This window comes from Capnocytophaga sp. oral taxon 326 str. F0382 (assembly GCF_000318295.1).
GTDB lineage: Bacteria > Bacteroidota > Bacteroidia > Flavobacteriales > Flavobacteriaceae > Capnocytophaga > Capnocytophaga periodontitidis.
Genome location: NZ_KB291407.1, coordinates 84,258 through 106,999 on the forward strand (window position 1 = coordinate 84,258; position 22,742 = coordinate 106,999).

The window sequence follows — 22,742 nt, forward strand, 5'->3', positions numbered from 1 at the left end:
GTAAATTAGCAAATTAAAAAGAAGAATCTATAACTTAAACTTATGATAAAAAGTTTTATAAACAGACCGGTACTATCAACGGTAATTTCTATTCTGATAGTAATTTTAGGGATTTTAGGGATTATATCCTTACCTATTTCCCAATACCCCGATATTGCCCCTGTAACGGTACAGGTATCGGCTAACTATGCAGGTGCCAATGCCGAAACAGTGCTTAAAGCAGTGGTGATTCCGTTAGAAGAACAAATCAATGGGGTGGAAAATATGGATTATATTACCTCATCGGCTTCTAATAGTGGTTCAGCAAATATTACTGTGTATTTCAAACAAGGCACTAATGGTGATATTGCAGCAGTAAACGTGCAAAATGCAGTGTCGCGTGCGAACTCTATTTTGCCATCGGAGGTAACCCAATCGGGGGTAACAGTGCGCAAGCAGAGCTCAGGTAACCTGATGTTCCTCACTTTCTTTTCTGAAAATAAAGAGTTAGACGATGTGTTCTTGCAAAACTATTTGAGCATCAATGTGATTCCTGCGATCAAACGTATCAGTGGGGTAGGGGATGCCAGTGCTTTTGGAGGTAAAACTTATTCTATGCGTATTTGGTTAAATCCGCAAAAACTCCAAGCATACGGTCTCAACCCTACTGAGGTAACTGCTGCAATTTCAGCTCAGAGTAGAGAAGCAGCTGCGGGTACTTTGGGGCAAAACAGCGGTAGTAGCTATGAATATGTAATTAAATATAAAGGAAAATACACTCAAGTATCTGAATACGAGAATATAGTGCTTAAAGCCTTAGATGGCGGACGTGTACTTCGCCTCAAAGATGTGGCTACTGTAGAACTCGACGCCCTCGGATATACAGGATTTTCTGAAAGTAAAGGTCGTCCTGCGGTGGCTATGGGTATTTCCCAAACCCCAGGCTCTAATGCTCACGAAATTATCCAAAATATCGAAAAACTCTTAGAGGAGCTAAAACCTTCTTTCCCCGAAGGGATTACTTATACTATCAACTACAACGCCAATACGTTCTTAGATGCTGCCATTTCTAAAGTGGTGTCTACCCTCTTGGAGGCTTTCTTGTTGGTGTTCTTGGTGGTGTATATTTTCTTGCAAGACTTCCGCTCTACGCTTATTCCTGCTATTGCGGTGCCAGTGTCTATCGTAGGTACTTTCTTCTTCTTGAACCTCTTTGGTTATTCTATCAATATGCTCACCCTCTTTGCCTTGGTATTGGCTATCGGTATAGTGGTGGATGATGCGATAGTCGTCGTCGAGGCGGTGCACGCCAAAATGGAGCAAACTCACGAGAAAGCGAAACCTGCTACCATTTCGGCTATGAACGAGATTACAGGGGCGATTATCTCTATCACTTTGGTAATGGCAGCAGTGTTCGTGCCGGTAACCTTTATGGGCGGTACTACGGGGGTGTTCTACAAACAATTTGGGGTAACCCTTATTGTAGCTATCGTGATTTCAGCAATCAATGCGCTCACCCTCAGTCCGGTACTTTGCTCGCTCTTTCTCAAACCTCACGGTGATAAAGAATACGAAGAAAAATCGTGGTTCGGTAAGTTCTTCCACAAGTTTAATGTAGCTTTCAATGCAGCGACTTATAAATACGGACAAACTTTTACTTTCTTCCTTCGCCACAAATGGGTAACCTTAGTGCTTTTACTCTTAGCAGGAGGTGGTATCTATTTTGCCAATAAAAGTATGAAATCGGGCTTTGTACCCAGTGAAGACCAAGGGTTTGTGATGATGGATGTATCTATGATTCCTGGGGCATCTATGGAACGTGTCGCCAATATTATGCGTGAAGTAAACGAAAGTCTTTCCAATATCCCAGGGGTGGAAAATGTTACCTTTGTAACGGGGCGTGGTATGATTTCGGGCGAAGGTAGTAACAATGGTATGGGCTTCTTCAAGCTGAAACCTTTCGAACAGCGTTCTAAACTCCCTGGTCAAGACATTCAGTCAATTATCAATAATGCCTTTCGTGCAGTAGCTAATGTCAAAGATGCCAATGTGATTTTCTTCCAACCGCCTTCAGTACCTGGTTTTGGTATAGGTGGTGGGGTATCGTTTGTGCTCTTGGATAAATCCGGAAGTGATATCAGTGAGGTGAACAAAAATGCACAACAATTTTTAGGTGCTTTGATGCAACGCCCTGAAATAAAATTTGCTCAAACCTCTTTCAATGTAAATTATCCACAATACCAAATGGATATCAATGTAGAGCGCGCTATGCAATCGGGTATTACGGTGAGTACGATTCTTTCTACCTTGCAGAACTATATAGGTGGTTTTTACGCTACCGACTTTACCCTTTACGGAAAGCAATACCGCGTAATGGTACAATCGTTGCCCGAAGCGCGCAAAGACCTCAATAGCCTGAACAACTTGTTCGTAAAAACAGGTAGTGGCACAATGGCGCCTATTACCGAGTTCGTAACGCTCACACGTACCTTTGGACCTCAATCGCTCAGCCGTTATAATTTATTTACTTCGGTATCTATTTCGGCTCAAAACAACCCTGCCTATAGTACGGGTGATGCCCTAAAAGCAGTACAGGAGGTAGCAGCCCAAACCCTTAATGCTAATTATAGTATCGATTATACAGGTTTGACACGTGAAGAACAGACTGCAGGCTCACAAACCATTCTCATCTTCTTGCTCAGCTTGGTATTCACTTATTTTATCCTTTCAGCACAGTATGAGAGTTACTTATTACCATTATCAGTGCTCTTCTCATTGCCTTTTGGTATCTTTGGAGCTTATTTAGGACAGTGGCTTTTCGGCTTGGAAAACAATATCTATTTCCAAATCTCTCTTATTATGCTAATGGGACTCTTGGCAAAGAACGCAATTTTGATTGTAGAATTTGCTGTACAGCGCCGCCGTATGGGTGAGAGTCTCTCTAAAGCAGCCATCAAAGCTGCTATGGCGCGTTTGCGTCCTATCTTGATGACCTCCTTTGCCTTTATCGTTGGTTTGATGCCATTGGTATTTGCCTCAGGAGTAGGTGCCGAAGGTAACCGTTCAGTAGCTACAGGAGCTGCGGTAGGGCAGTTGATAGGTACTTTCTTTGGATTGATAGTCATACCCGTACTCTTTGTTATTTTCCAAGATTTGCAAGAGCGCATAAGTGGTTATCGCCACAAATCCGATGAGATATTCGTAACCCCAACTGATGAATATTAGTCCAAAAAACACTTTATTTTTTAACAAAAACAGAATGTTTTTCTAAATAAAATGTAAAAGAAAAGTTAAAAAAAAAGAGATTAGAGCGTTTTTGTAGCTCAAAAATGAGGTAGTTATAAAAAATAGTTATACATTTGCCCCATATTAATCGTGAATAAGTTTTTTTTAAACGTTATTTTTATGAAAAGAACTCTTTTAAGTGTTGCAGCAGTGGTTGCAACTTTCGTAAGTGCTAACGCACAAGAAATGCTAAGTAAGAGCAAATTTTTTGACAACTGGCAAGTAGGTGTAAAATTTGGTGGTTTCTCCGATACTACTCGTGAAGCTTTCTTTAAAAACACCCGTGCTACTTTTGGAGCTGAGATTGGTAAACAAATCTCTCCAGCGTTCCGTTTAGGCGTTGAAGGTATGGCGTATGTACGTCCAGTAAACTTTGACGAATCTCAAATTTATGGTAACTTTGTAGACGCTAGCAATGTAAGTTTAGTAGGTACTGTAAACTTGAGCAATCTTTTTGCTGGCTACAAAGGAACTCCTCGTTTCTTCGAAGTTGAAGGTTTTGCTGGTTTAGGCTGGTATCACTTGTACCCACAAGGTGCTGACAACAGAAAAGCTGATAATGGAGCAAAATTGAACTGGATGAGTGCTCAGTTTGGTTCTAACTTATTGTTCAACTTAGGTGAAAGCAAAGCTTGGGGAATTAAAATTAGCCCTGCTATTGTTTATGGTGTTGAACGCGGAATTAACCCTATTGGTGTTGTACAACACATTAACACAAATCCATCAGTTTCTCAAAATGAGTTGAATACTTTGAACTCTATGATTCAAGTAACTGCTGGTGTAGTTTACCGTTTCAAAGGTAGCAATGGTGCTCACCACTTCACTACAGCTGCTCAAGCGCCTGATAACAGCGGTGAGTTAGCAAGACTTCGTGATGAGTTGAACAGCAAAAACAAACAATTAGCTGATGACCAAAAACAAATCAAAAAATTGCAAGATGATTTAGAGGCTGCTCGTAACAAAAAACCTGAAGTAGTTGAGAAAGTTGTTACTAAAAACAAGAAAACTTTAGAGTCTGTAGTTACTTTCCGTGTAGCTAAAAGTACTATTGATGCATCTCAATTGCCTAACGTAGAGCGTATCGCTTCTTACCTTAACAAATATAGAAATGCTAAAGTAAGTATAAAAGGTTATGCTTCTCCTGAAGGTGACTTAGAGAAAAACAAAAAATTAGCTACTGCTCGTGCTGAAGCTGTTAAAACTCTCTTAGTTAACCGTTACAAAATCTCTGCTGATAGAATTCAAGCTGAAGGTAATGGTATCGGTGATATGTTTAGCGAGCCAGATTGGAACCGAGTAAGTATTGCTAATATCATTGAATAATTTTACATAATCTGAGACTTAAAAATAAGAATTACTAAAAAAAGCGAGGCGAAAGCCTCGCTTTTTTGTTTCTATTCCTATTCCTGTTACCTTACCTGAAAAGCTCCTACCTCAATTACATCTTTTTCATCGTTGAGGCGTATCGTTGTTTCTTGTTGTTTTTGTTGTGGTGTTCCGTAGTGGGTGTAGAAAGTAATGCGTAAGCTTACCGGCATCAATTGCTTTTGGGAATTGCTACCATAGTAATTTACCTGCACTTTGTATTGTCCTTTCATAGCTTTTTTAATCATAAACTCTTCAGGACCATAACCTTCAGTTACGTCGTCTGATATTTTTCCACCGAGATAAGTGAGTGTGTTTTGGTAATAACATTTCTCGCCTTTAGGGTCGGTTACCCATAAGTCCATATCGCAATCATTGGTATCCCAAGAGAGTACTACACGCACATCTACGGGCTCTTTTTTGAGCAAACGCTTGTCGATATAGCTCGTTTTTACATTTTTATTACGCGCTACGATACTGTTGATGTCGTTCAGGGTAATGAGCTTTACATCTTCAAATCGATCGTCGTTCCAATCTTCAGTAATTACTTTGTAAAGGTTCTTCACTGCTTCATTGTACTGGGTATCATCGGCTAAAGCTAAGCCTAAATCACGGAAAGATTGAGGCTCTTCTGGTCGTATAGTTGCTACTTTTTGGAATACTTGCACCGCTTCTTTTTTGGCATTGTAACGACTGAGTTTATAACCTAATACTCTGAGCAGTTGTGGGTCGTCTAAACCGAGTTCTGCTAAATTAGATACTACCAAAATAGCTTGCTCGCGATTGCCTTTTTTGAAAAAGTAATCGGCTACATCGGCATAGAAAGCAGGTGTTGTGCCATATTCTTTTTTTAGTTTGTAATAGGTTTCTACAGCTTTAGCTTCTTCAGTGTATTCCATTACCTTTAAATAAGGAGTATCGGGGTTGTAGGCATTGAGTTCTATATTTGCCATTGGGGTAGTATTTTCAACTCTCACATCATTTGTAGCTATAACAGAAATAGAGCCTGTTAGACTTCTTTTCATCACAGGAGCGTAACCCCTTACTACTACCTCATTGAGTTCTGAGCGATCAGTATCTTCTGAAACAGAGCTTATCCCTCTCATACTGATTCCTCGCGCTTGAGCTTGAACTTCAGCTTGAGGTACAGACTCTTCCATTTTAGCTGTTTCAGCAGAAGCTATAACCTCATCTTTTATTTCAGCACGATTGTCGGTTATTTCATCTACTACTACATTTAGCTGCTTTTTGTTTTTAGTTTTTTTATCTTTGAGAGGATATACGGTTTTCCACCATTCTGTTTGCTCGTTTGATTGCTCAATAAGGTCTTCTAAAATTTCCTTTTTTCTCTCTTTTTTCTCTTCAGCTTGAGAGTTTAGTCTCGCATAGTACTCTTTAGCCAATTCTTCAGGAGGTGTAATGCGGTAGCGCACATAATCTTCTACGGTTTCTAAAACGATAAGTGAGTTACCTTCAGTTACAATGCCATATTCACGTCCTACGGCATCTATTTGCTTTTGTTCAGCGCTTTCGCGTTCTAATTGTGCAATTTGCTTTTCTGCCCATATACGGCGCAAAAGTTCAAACTCACTTCCCGAAGCATCGGGGTTAGCTGTAAAATGGATTTCTTTTTGTACGATTATATTTTTAGGGTATCCAAAGCTGAGTACTAAGGTTGCTTCTTTAGTTTGTAATTCGCCTGCAAGGTAAAATTACCTTTGGTAATAGTAGTACCTTTCTGTGGGAAAATTTTAGCTATTTTACCATTTTTCACTTCTATATCCAGCAGTTGGAAAGGTACAGTCTGCGCTACTTTTAGTGCCTGCTCGGTAGTGAGGGTGGTCAAATCTATAAAGCTACCCCCCGTAGCATTGGCGAGGTATTGCATTTTTGGGGTATTGGCAACTGCCGAAGCATTGACTACCGTTACAGGGGTTTTGGCTTGTTTTACTATGTCGTTTACTGAAAAATCTTTACTGCCAAAGTTGAAAATACCATCGCTAAAGAGGAGTAATTCATCGGCTTTGAGACTGAAATTGATAGCGTTGCCATCGGTAGCACCGTCATAAGGCAAATTTTCTAAATGTGATTTCAGTGCTTGCCAATTGCCGTTTTTCACTTCAAAACTAAGGGGTTTATCAGTGCGAATATTGAAACTGCTAAGAACGACTTTCACATTTTTAAGTGCTTTGAAATAAGCGTCTAAGAAAGCAAATTCTTTTGCTCTATCGCGATTGGTTGCCGAGTGTGACGCATCCCATAAAAGCCCTATTTCTTTAGGAGTAGGTCTGTTTTTGGGTTGGGCAGTAGCCAAGGCTATATTGCCATAGCAATAGGTTTTGTTGCCTTTAGTAGCGCTAATACTTTGCGGTTTCTCAATTTTAGGGAAAGTGAGCGCAATGTTCTGGTTGAGCGCAAAATTCTGTTGGCTCACCTCACTGATATAGCTGTTGTGCGCTTGCTTGAAGTCTAATTGCAAGCTGTTTTGAATATCGGCTTTTACAAAGCGCGATACCACCTCAGTGCGTACTTTGAAGTTTTTAAGGGTGGTGTTAGCTGTGATAGGCAAGAAGTAATAATCCTGTCCGTCGCGCTCGTGTAACTCTTGTTCAAAAGCGATAAGCACACGGCGAGTGCCTTTGGCAGGCATAGGATACACGCGGGCTTTGAAGTTATTGCCCTCCGTCTTTTCTAACAAACCAGGGTCTACACCCCTGCGCACAATTTCCTCAAAGGCTTTGCGCCCTGAGGTCTTATCTACTACCACCCCTTCGCGCATTTTGCCGTTGATGTCCAAGGCAAAGCGTGACACCTGCTGACCGTCGGCAAGAGGAAACTGAAATTCGCCTTCCATTACGCGGCTGTTGGGGTTGTAAAAGGTCATTTCCATAGTGGTAACGGCTGTTTGCCCTATTACCAATATGTCTATGGAGAGGTCTTGCAACACCATAGGGTTGGCATTGCGTTCATTTACTACTTTTACCTCGGGCATCACCGATTTCTGTGCGGTGATCACAAAGGGAAGCAGTAAAGCTACTGAAGATAAAAAATGTTTGATTTTCATTACTAAACAATGTTTTGATGAAACTTATTAGCTGTAAATCAAACAATATACCAAAAAATTATTCGTCTAAAAACTGCACTTCGTACAAATTGCGGTAGTAACCGTTCTCTATTTGCAATAACTCCTCGTGTGTGCCCGTTTCTACGATATTTCCCTTGTCTAACACGATAATTTTGTCGGCTTTTTTTACCGTTGTAAGGCGGTGGGCGATGATAATAGAAGTGCGCCCTTCAGTCATTTTATCGGTAGCCTTTTGTATGAGTTGTTCGGAATGAGAATCGACTGATGAAGTTGCCTCGTCCAAAATGAGTATCTGTGGTTTGTGTACATAAGCACGTAAGAAAGCAATAAGCTGGCGTTGTCCTGCCGAAAGCATTGTGCCGCGCTCTTTCACATTGTAGTGATAACCTTCAGGCAAGCTCATCAAGAAATCGTGAACGCCTATGCTCTTAGCTGCTGCAATCACTTCCTCCTCAGTGATAGCGGGATTTTTCAGGGTGATGTTGTTCAGCACGCTGTCGGCAAACAAAAATACATCTTGCAATACAGTAGCGATGTGTTTTCGCAACGAACTGAGGGTGTATTCCTTAATATTTAGTCCATCGATGTAAATCGCACCAGAGCTAAGGTCGTAAAAACGGTTCAGCAGATTGGTAATCGTAGTTTTCCCAGCGCCTGTCGCCCCTACAATAGCAATAGTTTCACCCTCTTTGACTTCAAAACTGATGCCGTGCAAAATTTCTTCGCCTGCTATATATTCAAAGTGAACATCTTTAAATTCTATAGCCCCTTTCACTTCGGTAAGTTCCTTGTGTCCTTCAGTTTCCGAGTCGTTTTTAGTTTCCAAAATAGCAAACACACGATCGGAAGCGATAATGCCCATCTGTAAGGTGTTGAACTTATCGGCGATATGCCTGATAGGACGGAAAAGCTGTTGAGAGAGTTGTATAAACAAGAAGATATTCCCCAAGTCGTACACACTATCGCCTACGATTTGTCGTCCGCCAAACCACACGATAAGAGCAATAGTAATTGATACACACAAGTCGCCAATAGGAAAGAAGATAGAGTTATACCATATTGTTTTGAGCCACGCTTGCTTATGTTTCTCGTTGATTTTCTTGAAGTTTTCTAATTCTTCGCGCTCTTGGGCAAAAAGCTGTACTACTTTGATACCCGAAATGCGCTCCTGTACAAAGGCATTGAGGTTAGCTACTTCTTTGCGCACTTCCACAAAAGCGGCATTCATAGAACGCTGAAACCAACGGGTGAAGTAGAGAATTAGCGGCATCGTAGCATAACTGATGAGTGCTAATTTCCAATCGATTACAAACATTACGATGGTGATAACTAACATTTTGAGCACATCACTTGCCATCTCAAAAAGTCCTGAACTGAAAATCTCACCAATGCGTTCCATATCGTTCACCGCACGGGTTACGAGCACACCAATTGACGATTTATCGAAATATCTCATCTTTAGGCGCAACAAGTGAGCGAAGAGTTTTTCGCGTATATCGCGTATAACGGTTTGTCCTAACCAGTTAGAATAATAAGAAAAAAGGAATTGCATTAACACTTCGGCGCAGAGCAAGACTACTAATATATAGGTGATGCGCAACAGCCCTTCGTAGTTTTTAAGGGTGATATAATCGTCGATTGCTACTTTTATGAGGTAAGGCTGAGCCGTTGAAAAAATAGAAGAAAGTATCGCAAAGAGCGCGACAGCTATAAATACGCCTCGATAAGGTTTTACAAAGCGCGATAGCTGATGAAAAGTATGTTTAGTGCGTGATGTTTTTTCGGACATTGTTTTCTTTTAAGGCTGCAAAAGTACAAAACAATTAGCAAATGAACAAATTAGGAATTTAGCAAATTAGCAAATGAAGAAATTAGTAAATTACATTTTAATAACTTTATGTTTAACTCCTATTTTTACACTATATATGTTAAAATTATAATAAAATATAGCTGAAACAATAAAATAATAGCTAAAAAACTTGCATAGTATTCTCTATTTATAGACTTTTGTACGCGAATAATTAAAACAGTATGTACAATGGAAGAAAAAGAATTTTTGGACAATGAGGAGATCTTCTCTAAAGTCCTAAGGGCGGGTAGGCGCACTTACTTCTTTGATGTGAGGGCTACACGCGCTAATGATTATTACTTGACCATTACCGAAAGTAAGAAATTTACGCACGACGATGGGTCTGTACACTACAAAAAACACAAAATCTATCTCTATAAAGAAGATTTTGAATTGTTTAAAGACATTTTAAACGAAATGACAGCCTATGTTTTTGATGAAAGAGGTGAAGAAGTAATTTCTGAACGCCATCAAAAGGATTTTAAGAAAGAGCTATATGCTGAACGATTGGAAAACGTAAGAGTTAATGGTAACGGTGTTACTAATGGCACTTATCGCAGCCTTGATTTTGAAGACCTCTAACTAAAAAACGCTAATAAGGTGGAGCTTCACTCATTGTATATAGAGTGATGACGTAATGGGCTATTGGGTAAAGCTCATCTTCTGGCGTGGGTGGTACTTTATCAGTGCTTCTCGCAAAAAACTCTTCTCTACGTGTACGTAAATTTCAGTAGTAGTAATATTCTCGTGCCCTAACATCATTTGTATAGCTCGCAAGTTGGCACCATTCTCCAATAGGTGTGTGGCAAACGAATGCCTAAATGTATGCGGACTAATCGTCTTCTGTAGCCCTATATTTTCCGCTACTTGTCTTACAATCGTGAAAATCATCGCTCGTGTGAGCTGTTTTCCCCTTCTGTTTAAGAATACAAAATCCTCGTGTCCTTTGGCTATTTTTAGCTGTCGGCGCTGGTTGTCTATATATTGCTTCACTTGCTTTTGGGTGTAAGCCTCAATAGGTACTAACCGCTGTTTGCTGCCTTTCCCCATCACTCTGATAAAATCTTCATCGAAAAACAAATCGGACAATCTGAGCGAAATAAGCTCCGATACGCGCAACCCGCAAGCGTAGAGCATCTCTATCATCGCCTTGTTGCGATTACCTTCATCGGTACTTAAATCTATAGAAGCAAGCATCGCATCTATCTCTTGTAGTGAAAGTGTATCGGGGAGTTTTACGCCTATTTTGGGGCTTTCAATGAGGCTCATCGGGAAGTCTTCACGCCCTTTTTCGTACATCATAAATTTGAAAAAACTCTTCAATGCCGAAATGAGTCGCGCTTGCGAACGTGCATTCAAGTCTTTAGCTACTTCGTATACAAATTGCCGCAAAGTGTCTTCCTCGATGTTGTTGGGAGTTTCGGTGATGTTGTATTTTTCTAAATAGCAGATGAGTTTTTCGATATCCAAACCGTACGACACAGCTGTATTCTGCGACAAGCCTCGTTGCAGTCGCAGATAATGCTGAAAAGCTATATTTGTTTCACGCCACACCTGTTAATTGTTAATTATCAATTGATAATTTTTCACTGTCGTTGTAGTGTTTTTTATCGATGATGGTTCCTTTGGAGAGGGTAATAAGCCCTGGGTTAGAGCGAATCATCGTTTTTAGCGTGGTGGCATCGTTGTAGTAGAAGTTGAAGTTGAGTTCGTATTTCTTTACGATATAAGGCGCTTTTTCCATTTGTGAAGTAAGACCTATTACCGTATAGCCGTTTTTCATTGCTTTATCGGTAACGGTTTTAATAGCTTTAAAAGCCTCTTGGTTAGCGCGGTCAAGACGGTAGGAAATCACCATCAAAAGTTTGTCTTTGTTGATGAATTCCTCCAAATAATCGGTGGTTCTATCCTTATCCTGAATGTAGAAATCGTGGATAGGAGGCATTTCGGTTTTAGAAGTAAGACTCACGTACTCACCCGCTATTTTAGGGAAAGAAGGGTCTTTAGTTTCAATCACTTTGTTTTGCCCGTCTATTTTAAAAGTCCAATAGTAAGTAACTGCATTAGGAGGTAATTCCATACCTTTAGGGATGTTAGTACCTATTTTGTACACGCGGAAGTCCTTCACTGGCAAGTGGTTGTAAACGTAATAAACGAAGATAATGCAGAAAAGCACTGAGAGACAAGTTACTACCAAAGGCAGTTTGCCTTTTGTAAGCGGATGAATATATTTCTGACCGAAGAAAACAACCAAAGTGAGTGCTAAAAGCACTAAATCTTTAGTAAACGATTGCCAAGGAGTGAATTTAATAGCATCGCCAAAACAACCGCAATCGGTTACCTTGTTAAAATACGCCGAATAGAAGGTAAGGAAGCCGAAGAATACTAACATAGCGAGCAAAAGCCACAGTGTGAGTTTCTTTTTGTAGCCTACTAATAGAGTTACACCTAATACTACCTCAAAAATGCACACAAAGATAGCAAATGCTAAAGCATAAGGCACGAGGAAAGGCAAATTGAGTACACCAGGAGCGAAATAATCTTCTAATTTAAACGAAAATCCCATAGGGTCGTTAAGTTTTATCATCCCACTGATGATGAAAGTAACACTTACTAATATACGGCAAAGTTGCACAAGATATTTCATATTGCTATAATTGTTTTTTTGACTCGTTTTGCCTCAAAAACTTTGCCAAACTTCTTATCTTTTAGACAAAAAAAGAAGAGTTACTCATAAAATGAATAACTCTCTTTTTAGTTAAATTTAAATTTTACAATTATGCTTCTAATGGAATAACAGAAACATAAGATTTATCGTTTTTCTTTTTCTCGAATTTTACGATACCATCTATTTTAGCGTGCAAAGTATGGTCTTTACCAATATACACGTTCTCGCCAGCATTGTGTTGAGTTCCACGTTGTCTAACGATAATGTTTCCAGCGATGGCAACTTGACCACCGAAAATTTTAACGCCTAAGCGTTTAGAGTGTGATTCTCTACCGTTCTTTGAACTACCGACACCTTTCTTGTGAGCCATTTTCTTTAATTTTTAAGTTTAACAATTATTTTACAACAATGTTCTCGATTACAATTTGGGTGAGATACTGACGGTGTCCGTTCTTCACTTTGTAACCTTTACGTCTTTTCTTTTTGAAAATGAGCACTTTGTCTCCTTTCAAATGTTTTAAAACTTTAGCTTCTACTGAAGCTCCGTTTATAGCTGGGGCGCCTACAGTTACAGCTCCGTTGTTATCAATGAGAAGTACGTTAGAAAAAGTTACTTTTTCATCTTCTGCATTAGGCAAACGGTGCACGTAAACTTTTTGGTCTTTGCTTACTTTAAATTGTTGCCCTGCTATCTCTACAATTGCATACATAGCTTTAACGTTTTTAATTATTGTTTAAATCGGCGGCAAAAGTACAAATTATTTTTTACGTGGCAAAATTTTTTGAGGATTTTTTAAGGAAATAGGGGTTAGTTTTGTTTGGCTACTCAGACCAGTCCGACTAGTCCGACTGGTCTGAGAAACATATTATTGTGAGCTCGTTGTTTTTACTCGCTACCAAAAAAGCGCAATATTTTTGAGGTATTGCGCCTTTGTGAATACTTATTGCTTTACATAATTAGATACAACTATTAAAACTTTTACTTCAAAAAAACTTTACTATTAGCATCAAATTTTATACTTTTGCGCGAAATTACCGAGCAACTTATCAAAGCCAAAGATGAACTCATTGCACAGCTTAAACAAGAAAATGAGTATTTGAGAGCTGAGAGATAAAAGGTAAGACTTTGTTAATTGTCAATTGTTAATTGTTAATTGAAGAAAATGAGAATTGTATTTATGGGAACGCCCGATTTTGCTTTAGCGTCCCTAAAAGCCTTAGTAGAAAATAATTATAACGTAGTAGGCGTGGTAACTGTTGCTGATAAACCTTCTGGTCGCGGACAAAAATTGCATCAGTCGCCCGTGAAAGTTTATGCCGAAAGCAAAGGCATACCTGTACTTCAACCTTTGAAACTCAAAGATGAGAATTTCCTCGCTGAACTTAAAGCCCTTCAACCTGATTTACAAATAGTCGTAGCTTTCCGTATGTTGCCTGAAGTGGTGTGGCAATTGCCTAAATACGGCACTTTTAACCTCCACGCTTCGCTCTTGCCTAATTATCGCGGGGCTGCTCCTATCAACTGGGCGATTATCAATGGTGAAAAACAAACGGGGGTAACTACTTTTTTTATAGATGAAAAGATTGATACAGGTGCAATTATCGCTCAAGCTGTTACCCCTATCGATGCTCACGAAACGGCGGGTACACTACACGATAAACTAATGTTACAAGGAGCTGATTTGGTACTCAAAACAGTAGATAGTATCGCTGCAGGTACTTGTACCACTCAGCCGCAAAACAAGGAGATTACTTTTGCCGAAGCACCTAAAATATATAAAGAGACCTGTAAAATCAATTGGGAAGAGGACGGGATGACTATCGAGCGCCTTATTAGAGGGATGAGTCCGTATCCTACTGCTTGGGCGGAGTTTCCTCACAAGGGAGAAATGCTTGCTACCAAGGTGTATGACGCTGTGTTTGAGCCTGCAACTCATAATGAACCCATCGGGAAACTTTTAGCAGAGAAGAAACAACTGCGCGTAGCGGTGAAAGATGGTTTTATCCAGCTTTTAGAATTGCAGCTTCCCGCCAAAAAGCGTATGAAAACCGCCGATTTGCTCAATGGATTTTCTTTTAGTGAAGAGTGAAAAGTGAAAAGTAGGTTATAAAAAAGACTTTGTAGAATTTTTGATGCTACAAAGTCTTTTTTTGTTATTCTTTTACAATCGTTTTATTCATTATTCAGTTTAGTAGGTTGGGGAGATTTAATTACTTTCTCCTTATTACCTTTCACTTTTTTAATTTTATCCTTCGTCCATACAATCAGCTTGTGAGTGAGAGGAAAGTGGAATACTTCTTTGTCGGTAGCGACTCTTGCGGTGAGATATACGCCCAAAGGCATTAATATCAAAGCGGGAATCCACGGGGCTAAAGCAGGATTGATAGTGTTGTTCTCGGCTATATTCTTCATAAACATTCCTATAAAATAATAGGATAAGAACAAAATCATCGCAAAAACTAAGGGTAAACCTATACCGCCTTTACGGATAAAAGCGCCTAAAGGTGCTGCTACAAAAAAGAGTACAAAGCAAGCTATAGTGAGTGCAAACTTATCACTGAGGTTCATTATGTGCAAGTTCATCAGTTTGTAGCGATACTCAAGGTCGCTCTGGCGAAACTCAACATTGTCTAACTGTGCTTGGTTGTTGTTCATTGCCATCTCAAGCACTCGTTGTTGCTCACCGTTGTTGAGCATTTTTAGCAATTGCGCCACCGATTTTACCTCTATAGGTGCTGCTGCTTTTTTCTTTTGTGGCAAACTATCAGTAGGTATCGGTGGGGGAGGAGGGGCAGTGCTAAAGCCCGTACGGCGAAACATATTATTTCCGTAATCGGTGATGTTTTGTTTGAAATCAGATTGAAGCGAGTCGATTGCGTAATTCAACTGACCTACATTCATCATTTTATAGGTAGTAGCATCGGTTTTTTCGTTAAAATCTACATTGTTTAGGTGAGAAAGGTCGAGATTGATTACGTATTTTTTGAAATGCACTTTGGCAAAAGGCATTTTTTGTTGTGTTTCGTAGGTATTGGTTTTGATATCTTCGTAATAAGTACCGTCTTCTAAGATGAGTTGTAGAAAGTTAGGATTAGATTTAGCACTTTTCAATTCACCGCGTTTAGCATTGATAACCGTGCGGTTCACTCTATCGGGTGTTTTTTTGTGAATGAGCACACTCTCTAAAAATTGGTCGTTATCACCACTTTTTTTACCTACTTTAATACTAATATCTTCTCCTATATTAGAGAATACTCCTTCGGCTATAGCCATTGCAGGTTTTACTTTGGCGATGTTCGACCTGAGGGTATACACCTCGCGATAGGCTACCGGAATCACATTGTTAGCTAAGAAGAAAGTGCCTATACTCAACAATGCCATTAAGATAATCAGTGGTCGCATTACACGCATCAGTGAAATACCTGAGGCTTTCATCGCAGCGAACTCATAACTTTCGGCAAAAGAACCAAAGGTCATAATTGAAGCAATTACTACTGCCAGCGGCATAATGATAGGGATGAGTTGTGGGATGAAATAGAAGAGGAATTTAAAGATAATCCAAAGTTCCAATCCACGTCCTGCCAGCTCATCGATGTATGTAAAAATAGTGTGAAATACAAAGATGAGAATGAGGATAGAGAGTGCCCCGAGGAAATTTTTGAGGAACTGAGCAATGATATAGCGATCTATGATTTTCATACAACTAAAGCTGACGACTAACGAACTAACGACTAACTACATTTCGGTGATAGTGTAACCGTCTTTTTTATATTTTTCGCGGTCAAACTTGAAAATATTAGCTGATAACGGCTGATTGGTTTTGAAAGTATTCACTGTAATAGTTGTTCTTGTACCGTTTTTGCCTATTTCAATAAGATTGTATATGTGTTTGGTTTGAATATCAATACCTAATAGGATTTGTTTTACCTCGCTATTAGCTTTTTGAGGTTTCAATTCTACGTATTGAATTTTGCGACCACGTACATTTTGTTGTATATCCCATTTGTACTTATAGCCTTTTTTGTAGAAGGTAAGCATTTTAGAGGGAGTAATGGTACTGTCGTCGGAAGCTTTTTTTTCTATGGTAATTTCTTCGTTTTCAGGAACAATAGTATAAGTTTTACTGCCGTCGTACATTTTAGTAGCTCCTAAATAGTTTAATACATACTTATCTTTGGCAATAGTTACATTACCTTTAGTTTCCTGATTGATATTTTCAGCAATATTATCGAGGTTGTATTTAAAATCTATATAGATATTGTTGTAAGCCACCATTTTAGCATATACTTCATCTAATAGTTTTTTAGCTTTATCAACCTGTTGGGCTTGTATGGTTACGCTGCACAGAGCGATAATAACCAATAGTATTCTTTTCATTTTCAGTGTTTTTAATGATTTTAGTTCAAGATTACAAGCAATTTTCGTGCCAATCAAAGTAAAAGCCAAATAGCCTTTTTGCTATTTGGCTTTTGTTGATTGTTTTATCAATTGTTAATTAATAACTATTTTCGTCAATCTCTACTTTGCCCCAGAATACTTTGTAAGCAAAATAAGTGTAGATAAGCAATAGAGGTGCACCTATCGCTGTGATAGTGAGCATAATCTCTAATGATTTTTGAGAAGCAGCAGCGTTGTAAACCGTGATGCTATTGCCTGTTTCTAAAGTAGTTCTCAAGAAAGTAGGGTGCAAGTTGAGTGCGGCTACTACCATAAAGAAAGCAATAGTGAGTATTGTGCCTACAAAAGCCTTTTTATAGTCCTTTTTCTTCATAAAGAATGCTATGCTCAAGATGCTGAGGAGCAATAGGGTAGGGAATACTTTTAGCGCGGTACTATTGGCGATGTTCTCAGCCAAATGCGGTGTGAGCATACTGTAAATCGCTACAGCTGTGAACACTACCACAAAAGCGAGATAAGCATAATTGATGCGTTTCTCGATGCGGTGGTGCATATCACCGTGAGTTTTGATGAGTAAATACAAACCTCCGTGTACCATAAAAAGCAACAAAGTCATTACGCCTACAAGCAGTGCATAAGGAGTAAGGAAAGTAAAGAGCGCTCCTCCGGTGTACTGAAAGTTCTCGTTTAACGGTAATCCTTGTAATACGTTGGCAATCACCACGCCTAAGAGTACGGGTAATACAATGCTACACACGCTATACACAGTATCCCAAGTGTTGCGCCAACGGTCGCTGTCCTCTTTGCCGCGTACCTCAATGGCTACTGCTCTAAAGATAATAAAAGTGAGGAATAGCATAAAAGGCGTATTCATAGCCGAAAACAATTCGGCATACATTAGTGGGAAACCAGCGAAAATACCAGCTCCTCCAATTACTAACCACGCCTCATTACCGTCCCATACAGGGCCTATGGCATTCAGAGCTACGCGGCGTTCTTTATTCTTGTCGAAGAACAAATGCCACGCCCCTGCTCCGAAGTCAAAGCCGTCTAAAATAGCATAGCCTGTAATCAAAAATCCTATAATGATGAACCACCACGTAGGGTAGTCGATTCCTAAAAATGTTTCCATATCTGTATAATGTTATGCTGTTTGTAATTGTTCTTGAGTTTCGTGTTCATCAATACCGTGAACAATTTTCTTGTTCATCAAATAGATGAATAGAGCGAAGAGGATGATATAAATAACGGTAAATAAGATAATTGCGAAGAGTATTTGGTTCGCCGATACCGATTTAGATAACGCATCGCTGGTGCGCAAGAGTTTGTACACTATCCAAGGCTGGCGACCCATTTCGGCTGCAAACCAACCTACTTGATTGCCTATTTGTGGCAAGAGTACGCTCCATACAAAAATGTGTAAAAGCCAGCGTTTGTCATACAATTTGCCTCTCCACAATAGGAAAGAAGCATAGAGGGTGAGTGCGATGAGGAACATACCAATAGCTACCATTATATGATAGAATTGGAATACAGCGTTCACCTGCCCAGGGCGGTCTTCTACTGGATATTGGTCAAGACCTGTTACAGGAGCTGCTGTGTCGTAATGAATCATATATGAAAGTCCGTTAGGGATTTTCACTCCGTGAGTTACCTCGTTTTGTTTATCCACCCAACCAAAGAGATAGAGATCGGCAGGACCTGTTTGGAAATGTCCTTCCATAGCGGCTAATTTCTCGGGCTGGTTTTTAGCTACACCATCAGCTGAGCTGTGTCCTGAAACCAATTGCAACAAGCACACAACAGTAGCAATGATAAGGGTCACTTTAAAGGCTTTTTTAGAGATTTCAACGTGGCGACCTTTGAGTAAATACCAAGCGTGAACGCTCAATACCAAGAAGATACCAGCCAAGAAAGCTCCTTGCCACACGTGCCATATACGGTCTACGCTTGAGGGGTTGAACACCATCGCCCAAAAATCGGTAATGACAGCTTTAGCTTGCAAACCTTCACCTGCAATTACATAACCTGCGGGGGTTTGTTGCCAGCTGTTGGCAATCACAATCCAAATAGCAGAACACATAGAGCCTAAGAACACCCCAAGGGTAGCCAAGAAATGCCATTTAGGTTTCACTTTGTTCCAGCCGAAAAGTACAATACCAAGACAAGTACTTTCAAGGGCGAAGGCAAAAACACCTTCAGCAGCCAAGGCACTACCAAAAATATCACCTACATAGCGCGAATAGGTAGCCCAGTTAGTGCCAAATTCAAATTCCATCACAATCCCTGTAGCGACTCCTAAGCCAAAGGTAAGTGAGAAGATGCGCGTCCAGAAGCGGGCGAGCGTGTCGTATTCTTTTTTACCAGTGCGCAAGTAGATGCCTTTAAAGACAACCATTAGCAGTCCAAGCCCTATACTTAAAGGCGGATAGATGTAATGGAACGCAATTGTGAGTGCAAACTGCACCCGTGCTAAAATTTCTGTTTCCATGCGTGAGTAATTTAATTAGTAAAATATGCGACAAAAATACGCTAAGTGATTGAAATTCCCAAAGAAAAGTAAAAAAAATAACTTTAATTTATATTGTGTCTAATTAAATTAGTGGATTTGCAAATTAGTAAATTACGAAATTTGCAAATTGATAAATTATTTGTATCTTTGCCCAAAACAAGACAATATCAGTATGATAAAATTACACATCACCAACGAAACCAATAGGTTAGAAGCCGTAATTTTAGGTACGGCTACCAGCAATGGACCTACTCCTAAACTTGAAGAAGCCTACGACCCTAAGTCGGCAGAGCACATCAAAGCAGGTACTTACCCTATAGAAAAGGATATGGTAGCTGAAATGGACGCTTTCAGTGCAGTACTTGAAAAATACAATGTAAAAGTATATCGCCCCAAAATTATCACCGATTGCAACCAAATATTTACCCGAGATATTGGTTTTGTGATTGAAGATACTTTTATCAAAGCGAATATTTTGCCTGATAGGCAAGATGAATTTCAAGCAATTGAGTATATTGTCGCTCAAATGCCTCCTGAAAAAGTGATTACACCTCCCGCCGATGTACATATTGAAGGGGGCGATGTAATGCCTTGGAATGACCATATTTTCATTGGTACTTATAAAGGCGCTGATTATAAAGAACAAGTAACTGCTCGTACCAATATGGCTGGTGTAGCCTTTATCCAACAGCTCTTCCCTCATAAAATAGTAAAAGAGTTCGATTTGCTGAAATCAAAAACTGAAGCACGCGATAATGCTCTTCACCTTGATTGCTGCTTCCAACCCGTAGGTAAAAACAAAGGGATTATTTACAAAGGAGGCTTCCGAAGTGAGGCTGATTATCAGTATTTAGTAGACCTCTTTGGCAAGGAAAACCTCTTCCATATAGAGCGCGAAGAAATGTACAATATGTGCAGTAATATATTCTCTATCAGTCCAGAAGTGGTAGTTTCCGAAAAGAATTTCACCCGCCTAAACCAATGGTTGCGCTCACAAGGCTTCACTGTTGAAGAAATCCCTTATGCCGAAATAGCCAAACAAGAAGGATTGTTGCGATGCTCTACACTACCTCTTTACCGAAATTAGCAAATTGGCAAATTAGCTAATTATTTAGACTGCTTATATATTTAGGTATTTTAATGATAAAAGTTCGCTGTATCTTGTGTTATTTACAGCGAACTTCTTATTTTTGCCCCTGCAAAACACAGCTATCAGTAGTATCAATCACTAACAAGCTATGACACAACATTCTATATCTAAGAACAAATCTTTCTACTGCATTGGACTTAGTTATCAAAAAGCAGATGCAACTATACGTGGGATGTTTAGTCTTACCCCTGAAAATAAAGACCAATTACTCACTCAAGCTAAAGAAGAAGGCTTTGAGGAGTTTTTACTTATTTCTACTTGTAACCGCACAGAACTCTATGGCTATGCCGAACACCCCTTTCAACTCATTCAATTATTATGTGAATATGCCAAAGGCTCGGTAGACGATTTCCAAAAAGTAGGCTATGTAAACAAAAACAAAGAAGCAATAGAACACCTTTTTAGAGTGGGTACAGGTTTAGATAGCCAAATATTAGGTGATTTTGAAATTATAGGGCAGATGAAACAAGCCTTTGCGCTCTCACGAGACAAAGGATTGGCAAATGCTTTCTTAGAGCGGTTGATGAACTGTGTGATCAATGCCAGCAAACGCATTAAAAATGAAACAGCGTTATCTTCGGGGGCAGCTTCAGTGTCGTTCACAGCGGTACAGTACATTATGCAAAATGTGCCTGAAGTATCACAAAAAAATATTCTCCTCTTTGGAGTAGGTAAGATAGGGCGAAACACTTGCGAAAATCTTATTAAACATACTCAAAACAAGCATATTACCCTTATCAACCGCACACGTGAAAAAGCTGAACAGGTAGCAGGAAAATTTAATGTAGTAGTGAGAGATTTTGCCGATTTGCAAACCGAAATTAGCAAAGCCGATGTACTTGTAGTTGCTACAGGAGCAGCTACCCCTACTGTACACAAAAAATTTATCAACCCCAATAAACCTATTCTCATATTAGACCTTTCTATTCCTAAAAATGTAGCGGAAGAGGTTGCGCAACTTCCTAATGTAACCCTTTTGCATATGGATGAACTTTCTAAACGCAAAGATGAAGCCTTAGAACGCCGTAAAGAAGCTATTCCACAAGCTTTGGCAATTATAGAAGAGGTAAAAGGAGAGTTTTTTCAATGGGTAGACAATCGCAAATTTGCACCTACTATCAAAGCGTTGAAAACCAAACTCGAAAGTCTTAAAAATGCTGAAATGGACTTTCATCGCAAGAAGATTAGCGATTTCAACGAGGAACAAGCTGAACTCATTAGCAATCGCATTATTCAAAAAATTACCACTCAGTTTGTAAATCACCTAAAGGACACATCGTCTATCGACGAAAGTATCACTTGGTTACAAGAAGTCTTCCAATTAGAAGTGAGTGCTTAAATTGAAAATATACATAATAGCGAATTATAAACAAGAGAGGCTACCTATATTTAGGTAGCCTCTCTTTTTAGGTTCAAATGTTTTTTCAAAATTCATCTTTAAATTTTTAGAACACTGAGTCGTCTTCTATAAGTTTTAAAACATTTAAGTATTTAGAAGTTTTTAAGTATTTAGCGTCGTTGTAGTAAGCAAAAATCATTGTTTTATCTTTAATGGTGTTAATTACTTGCTTGTAGATGTTAGGAGGCAACACAGGGCAACCCAAACTTCTACCCATACGTCCGTTGCGAGCGATATAGCTTTCGTTAGCATAATCGGCAGTGTGAATTACTACAGCGCGTTTTGCTAAATTGCTGTTGTAACCTTTTTCATCACCGTGGAGCATTAGGCTATAACCGTTGCTACCTTCATAAGTTTCTCCAGTGATGTAAAAACCAATGCTACTTTTGTTAGATTCCTCTACATCCGAGAAAGAAGTAGCTAAGCGTTCGCCGCTTTTCTTACCGTGCGCTACATAAGTGTAGTAAACGATTTTCATTTTTTCTAAATCAATAGTATAAAATCGTTTAGAATTACAATCTTTAGTGAAATCAATAATTGAGAAGAGTTCTTTATCGTTTAAGCGGTGTTGTTTTTTAAGTGATTGATAGCCTATATAAGCATAGCGAAAAGCCTCAAAACTGAGATCATATTGGGCAGCGTTGAGCTCGCTGTATAAATCTTTGATGTTTAGTTCTGCTTTCTTTAAAGCTAATTGGCGTTCTTTACTTAGGTATGTTTGTGCTTTAGCAAAGTACAAAAATGTACTCAAAACAAAGATAAGAAATAAAAAAAAGTACTTTTTGTTCATAGTGTTGTTAAGGGTGTTTTTTTTAAATAATACTAAGAAATCATTGCTGGGCGCAAAAGTAGTACATTTTTCTCATATTGTGTATATTTACACACAAATTTAACAATTATTTAACGTTGTAAGCTGGTTTGTGGTAGGTTTTACAAGCATTTATAAGAGGAAGTTGTCTCTACGGTGCAAGAATTATACCAATCTAATTAGCTAATTAGCAAATTGGTAAATTGGCAAATTATTACTACTTTTGCTTTCTGATTGAAAATA

15 protein-coding genes and 2 pseudogenes are annotated in these 22,742 nt (G+C 39.2%); 6 read left to right on the forward strand and 11 right to left on the reverse strand.

Annotated features, from left to right (window positions below; all coding sequences use genetic code 11):
• The first annotated feature begins 42 nt into the window (after nucleotides 1-42).
• Together HMPREF9073_RS07285 and HMPREF9073_RS07290 are read left to right on the forward strand one after the other, a co-directional pair.
• A complete protein-coding gene (locus tag HMPREF9073_RS07285; RefSeq protein WP_009750821.1) occupies nucleotides 43-3,204 on the forward strand; it encodes an efflux RND transporter permease subunit in 3,162 nt (1,053 codons plus the stop codon).
• A gap of 180 nt (nucleotides 3,205-3,384) precedes the next feature.
• On the forward strand, nucleotides 3,385-4,587 hold the full coding sequence (locus HMPREF9073_RS07290) for an OmpA family protein (protein WP_009750822.1): 1,203 nt from the start codon (nucleotides 3,385-3,387) through the stop codon (nucleotides 4,585-4,587).
• 86 nt (nucleotides 4,588-4,673) lie between these two features.
• On the opposite strand, the pseudogene HMPREF9073_RS07295 reads toward HMPREF9073_RS07290, so the two are convergent.
• Together HMPREF9073_RS07295 and HMPREF9073_RS07300 are read right to left on the reverse strand one after the other, a co-directional pair.
• Nucleotides 4,674-7,693 (reverse strand): annotated as a pseudogene (locus tag HMPREF9073_RS07295) (VIT domain-containing protein).
• A gap of 58 nt (nucleotides 7,694-7,751) precedes the next feature.
• The gene (locus HMPREF9073_RS07300) at nucleotides 7,752-9,503 is read right to left on the reverse strand and encodes an ABC transporter ATP-binding protein (protein ID WP_009750825.1); all 1,752 of its coding nucleotides are present in this window, start codon (nucleotides 9,501-9,503) and stop codon (nucleotides 7,752-7,754) included.
• Nucleotides 9,504-9,752: 249 nt separating this feature from the next.
• Between HMPREF9073_RS07300 and HMPREF9073_RS07305 the strand changes: the two genes are divergently transcribed.
• The gene (locus HMPREF9073_RS07305; RefSeq protein WP_009750826.1) at nucleotides 9,753-10,145 is read left to right on the forward strand and encodes a PUR family DNA/RNA-binding protein; all 393 of its coding nucleotides are present in this window, start codon (nucleotides 9,753-9,755) and stop codon (nucleotides 10,143-10,145) included.
• 60 nt (nucleotides 10,146-10,205) lie between these two features.
• Here HMPREF9073_RS07305 and xerD read toward each other — a convergent pair whose 3' ends face one another.
• The 4 genes and pseudogenes from xerD to rplU all read right to left on the reverse strand — a co-directional run.
• Nucleotides 10,206-11,117 (reverse strand): site-specific tyrosine recombinase XerD, encoded by a 912-nt coding sequence (gene xerD, locus HMPREF9073_RS07310; protein WP_009750827.1) that lies wholly within the window; start codon nucleotides 11,115-11,117, stop codon nucleotides 10,206-10,208.
• A 10-nt stretch (nucleotides 11,118-11,127) separates the two neighbouring features.
• A complete protein-coding gene (locus HMPREF9073_RS07315) occupies nucleotides 11,128-12,210 on the reverse strand; it encodes a BT_3928 family protein (RefSeq protein ID WP_009750828.1) in 1,083 nt (360 codons plus the stop codon).
• Nucleotides 12,211-12,340: 130 nt separating this feature from the next.
• Nucleotides 12,341-12,601 (reverse strand): 50S ribosomal protein L27, encoded by a 261-nt coding sequence (gene rpmA, locus HMPREF9073_RS07320; RefSeq protein ID WP_002679833.1) that lies wholly within the window; start codon nucleotides 12,599-12,601, stop codon nucleotides 12,341-12,343.
• A 34-nt stretch (nucleotides 12,602-12,635) separates the two neighbouring features.
• Nucleotides 12,636-12,941 (reverse strand): annotated as a pseudogene (gene rplU, locus HMPREF9073_RS07325) (50S ribosomal protein L21); the annotation flags it as partial.
• Between the two features lie 453 nt (nucleotides 12,942-13,394).
• Between rplU and fmt the strand changes: the two are divergent.
• Nucleotides 13,395-14,321, forward strand: a complete 927-nt coding sequence (gene fmt, locus HMPREF9073_RS07330) for a methionyl-tRNA formyltransferase (protein ID WP_009750829.1) — start codon at nucleotides 13,395-13,397, stop codon at nucleotides 14,319-14,321.
• 83 nt (nucleotides 14,322-14,404) lie between these two features.
• On the opposite strand, the gene HMPREF9073_RS07335 is transcribed toward fmt, so the two are convergent.
• From HMPREF9073_RS07335 to HMPREF9073_RS07350, 4 genes are all read right to left on the reverse strand, one after another.
• Nucleotides 14,405-15,931 carry an LptF/LptG family permease gene (locus HMPREF9073_RS07335; RefSeq protein WP_009750830.1) on the reverse strand — a complete coding sequence of 509 codons (1,527 nt, stop codon included), beginning with the start codon at nucleotides 15,929-15,931 and terminating at the stop codon, nucleotides 14,405-14,407.
• Between the two features lie 36 nt (nucleotides 15,932-15,967).
• The gene (locus HMPREF9073_RS07340) at nucleotides 15,968-16,609 is read right to left on the reverse strand and encodes an outer membrane lipoprotein carrier protein LolA (RefSeq protein WP_034555601.1); all 642 of its coding nucleotides are present in this window, start codon (nucleotides 16,607-16,609) and stop codon (nucleotides 15,968-15,970) included.
• A gap of 118 nt (nucleotides 16,610-16,727) precedes the next feature.
• Entirely contained in the window at nucleotides 16,728-17,762 is a 1,035-nt protein-coding gene (cydB, locus tag HMPREF9073_RS07345; protein WP_009750832.1) for a cytochrome d ubiquinol oxidase subunit II, read from the reverse strand.
• Nucleotides 17,763-17,774: 12 nt separating this feature from the next.
• Nucleotides 17,775-19,121 (reverse strand): cytochrome ubiquinol oxidase subunit I, encoded by a 1,347-nt coding sequence (locus HMPREF9073_RS07350; protein WP_009750833.1) that lies wholly within the window; start codon nucleotides 19,119-19,121, stop codon nucleotides 17,775-17,777.
• Between the two features lie 193 nt (nucleotides 19,122-19,314).
• Here HMPREF9073_RS07350 and HMPREF9073_RS07355 point away from each other — a divergent pair, with 193 nt between their 5' ends.
• Together HMPREF9073_RS07355 and hemA are read left to right on the forward strand one after the other, a co-directional pair.
• Complete coding sequence (locus tag HMPREF9073_RS07355; protein ID WP_009750834.1) at nucleotides 19,315-20,229, forward strand: dimethylarginine dimethylaminohydrolase family protein; 915 nt, start codon at nucleotides 19,315-19,317, stop codon at nucleotides 20,227-20,229.
• A 151-nt stretch (nucleotides 20,230-20,380) separates the two neighbouring features.
• On the forward strand, nucleotides 20,381-21,631 hold the full coding sequence (gene hemA / locus HMPREF9073_RS07360; RefSeq protein ID WP_009750835.1) for a glutamyl-tRNA reductase: 1,251 nt from the start codon (nucleotides 20,381-20,383) through the stop codon (nucleotides 21,629-21,631).
• Nucleotides 21,632-21,737: 106 nt separating this feature from the next.
• Here hemA and HMPREF9073_RS07365 read toward each other — a convergent pair whose 3' ends face one another.
• Nucleotides 21,738-22,481 (reverse strand): murein L,D-transpeptidase catalytic domain family protein, encoded by a 744-nt coding sequence (locus HMPREF9073_RS07365; protein WP_009750836.1) that lies wholly within the window; start codon nucleotides 22,479-22,481, stop codon nucleotides 21,738-21,740.
• Nucleotides 22,482-22,742 lie beyond the last annotated feature (261 nt).

What these genes read in the sequence shown, in the direction of transcription:
- fmt (WP_009750829.1), top strand. Translation starts at nt 13,395, where the DNA reads ATGAGAATTGTATTTATGGGAACGCCCGATTTTGCTTTAGCGTCCCTA.
- HMPREF9073_RS07340 (WP_034555601.1), bottom strand. Translation starts at nt 16,609, where the DNA reads ATGAAAAGAATACTATTGGTTATTATCGCTCTGTGCAGCGTAACCATA.
- HMPREF9073_RS07290 (WP_009750822.1), top strand. Translation starts at nt 3,385, where the DNA reads ATGAAAAGAACTCTTTTAAGTGTTGCAGCAGTGGTTGCAACTTTCGTA.
- HMPREF9073_RS07305 (WP_009750826.1), top strand. Translation starts at nt 9,753, where the DNA reads ATGGAAGAAAAAGAATTTTTGGACAATGAGGAGATCTTCTCTAAAGTC.
- HMPREF9073_RS07315 (WP_009750828.1), bottom strand. Translation starts at nt 12,210, where the DNA reads ATGAAATATCTTGTGCAACTTTGCCGTATATTAGTAAGTGTTACTTTC.
- hemA (WP_009750835.1), top strand. Translation starts at nt 20,381, where the DNA reads ATGACACAACATTCTATATCTAAGAACAAATCTTTCTACTGCATTGGA.
- cydB (WP_009750832.1), bottom strand. Translation starts at nt 17,762, where the DNA reads ATGGAAACATTTTTAGGAATCGACTACCCTACGTGGTGGTTCATCATT.
- rpmA (WP_002679833.1), bottom strand. Translation starts at nt 12,601, where the DNA reads ATGGCTCACAAGAAAGGTGTCGGTAGTTCAAAGAACGGTAGAGAATCA.
- HMPREF9073_RS07285 (WP_009750821.1), top strand. Translation starts at nt 43, where the DNA reads ATGATAAAAAGTTTTATAAACAGACCGGTACTATCAACGGTAATTTCT.
- HMPREF9073_RS07355 (WP_009750834.1), top strand. Translation starts at nt 19,315, where the DNA reads ATGATAAAATTACACATCACCAACGAAACCAATAGGTTAGAAGCCGTA.
- HMPREF9073_RS07365 (WP_009750836.1), bottom strand. Translation starts at nt 22,481, where the DNA reads ATGAACAAAAAGTACTTTTTTTTATTTCTTATCTTTGTTTTGAGTACA.
- HMPREF9073_RS07335 (WP_009750830.1), bottom strand. Translation starts at nt 15,931, where the DNA reads ATGAAAATCATAGATCGCTATATCATTGCTCAGTTCCTCAAAAATTTC.
- HMPREF9073_RS07300 (WP_009750825.1), bottom strand. Translation starts at nt 9,503, where the DNA reads ATGTCCGAAAAAACATCACGCACTAAACATACTTTTCATCAGCTATCG.
- HMPREF9073_RS07350 (WP_009750833.1), bottom strand. Translation starts at nt 19,121, where the DNA reads ATGGAAACAGAAATTTTAGCACGGGTGCAGTTTGCACTCACAATTGCG.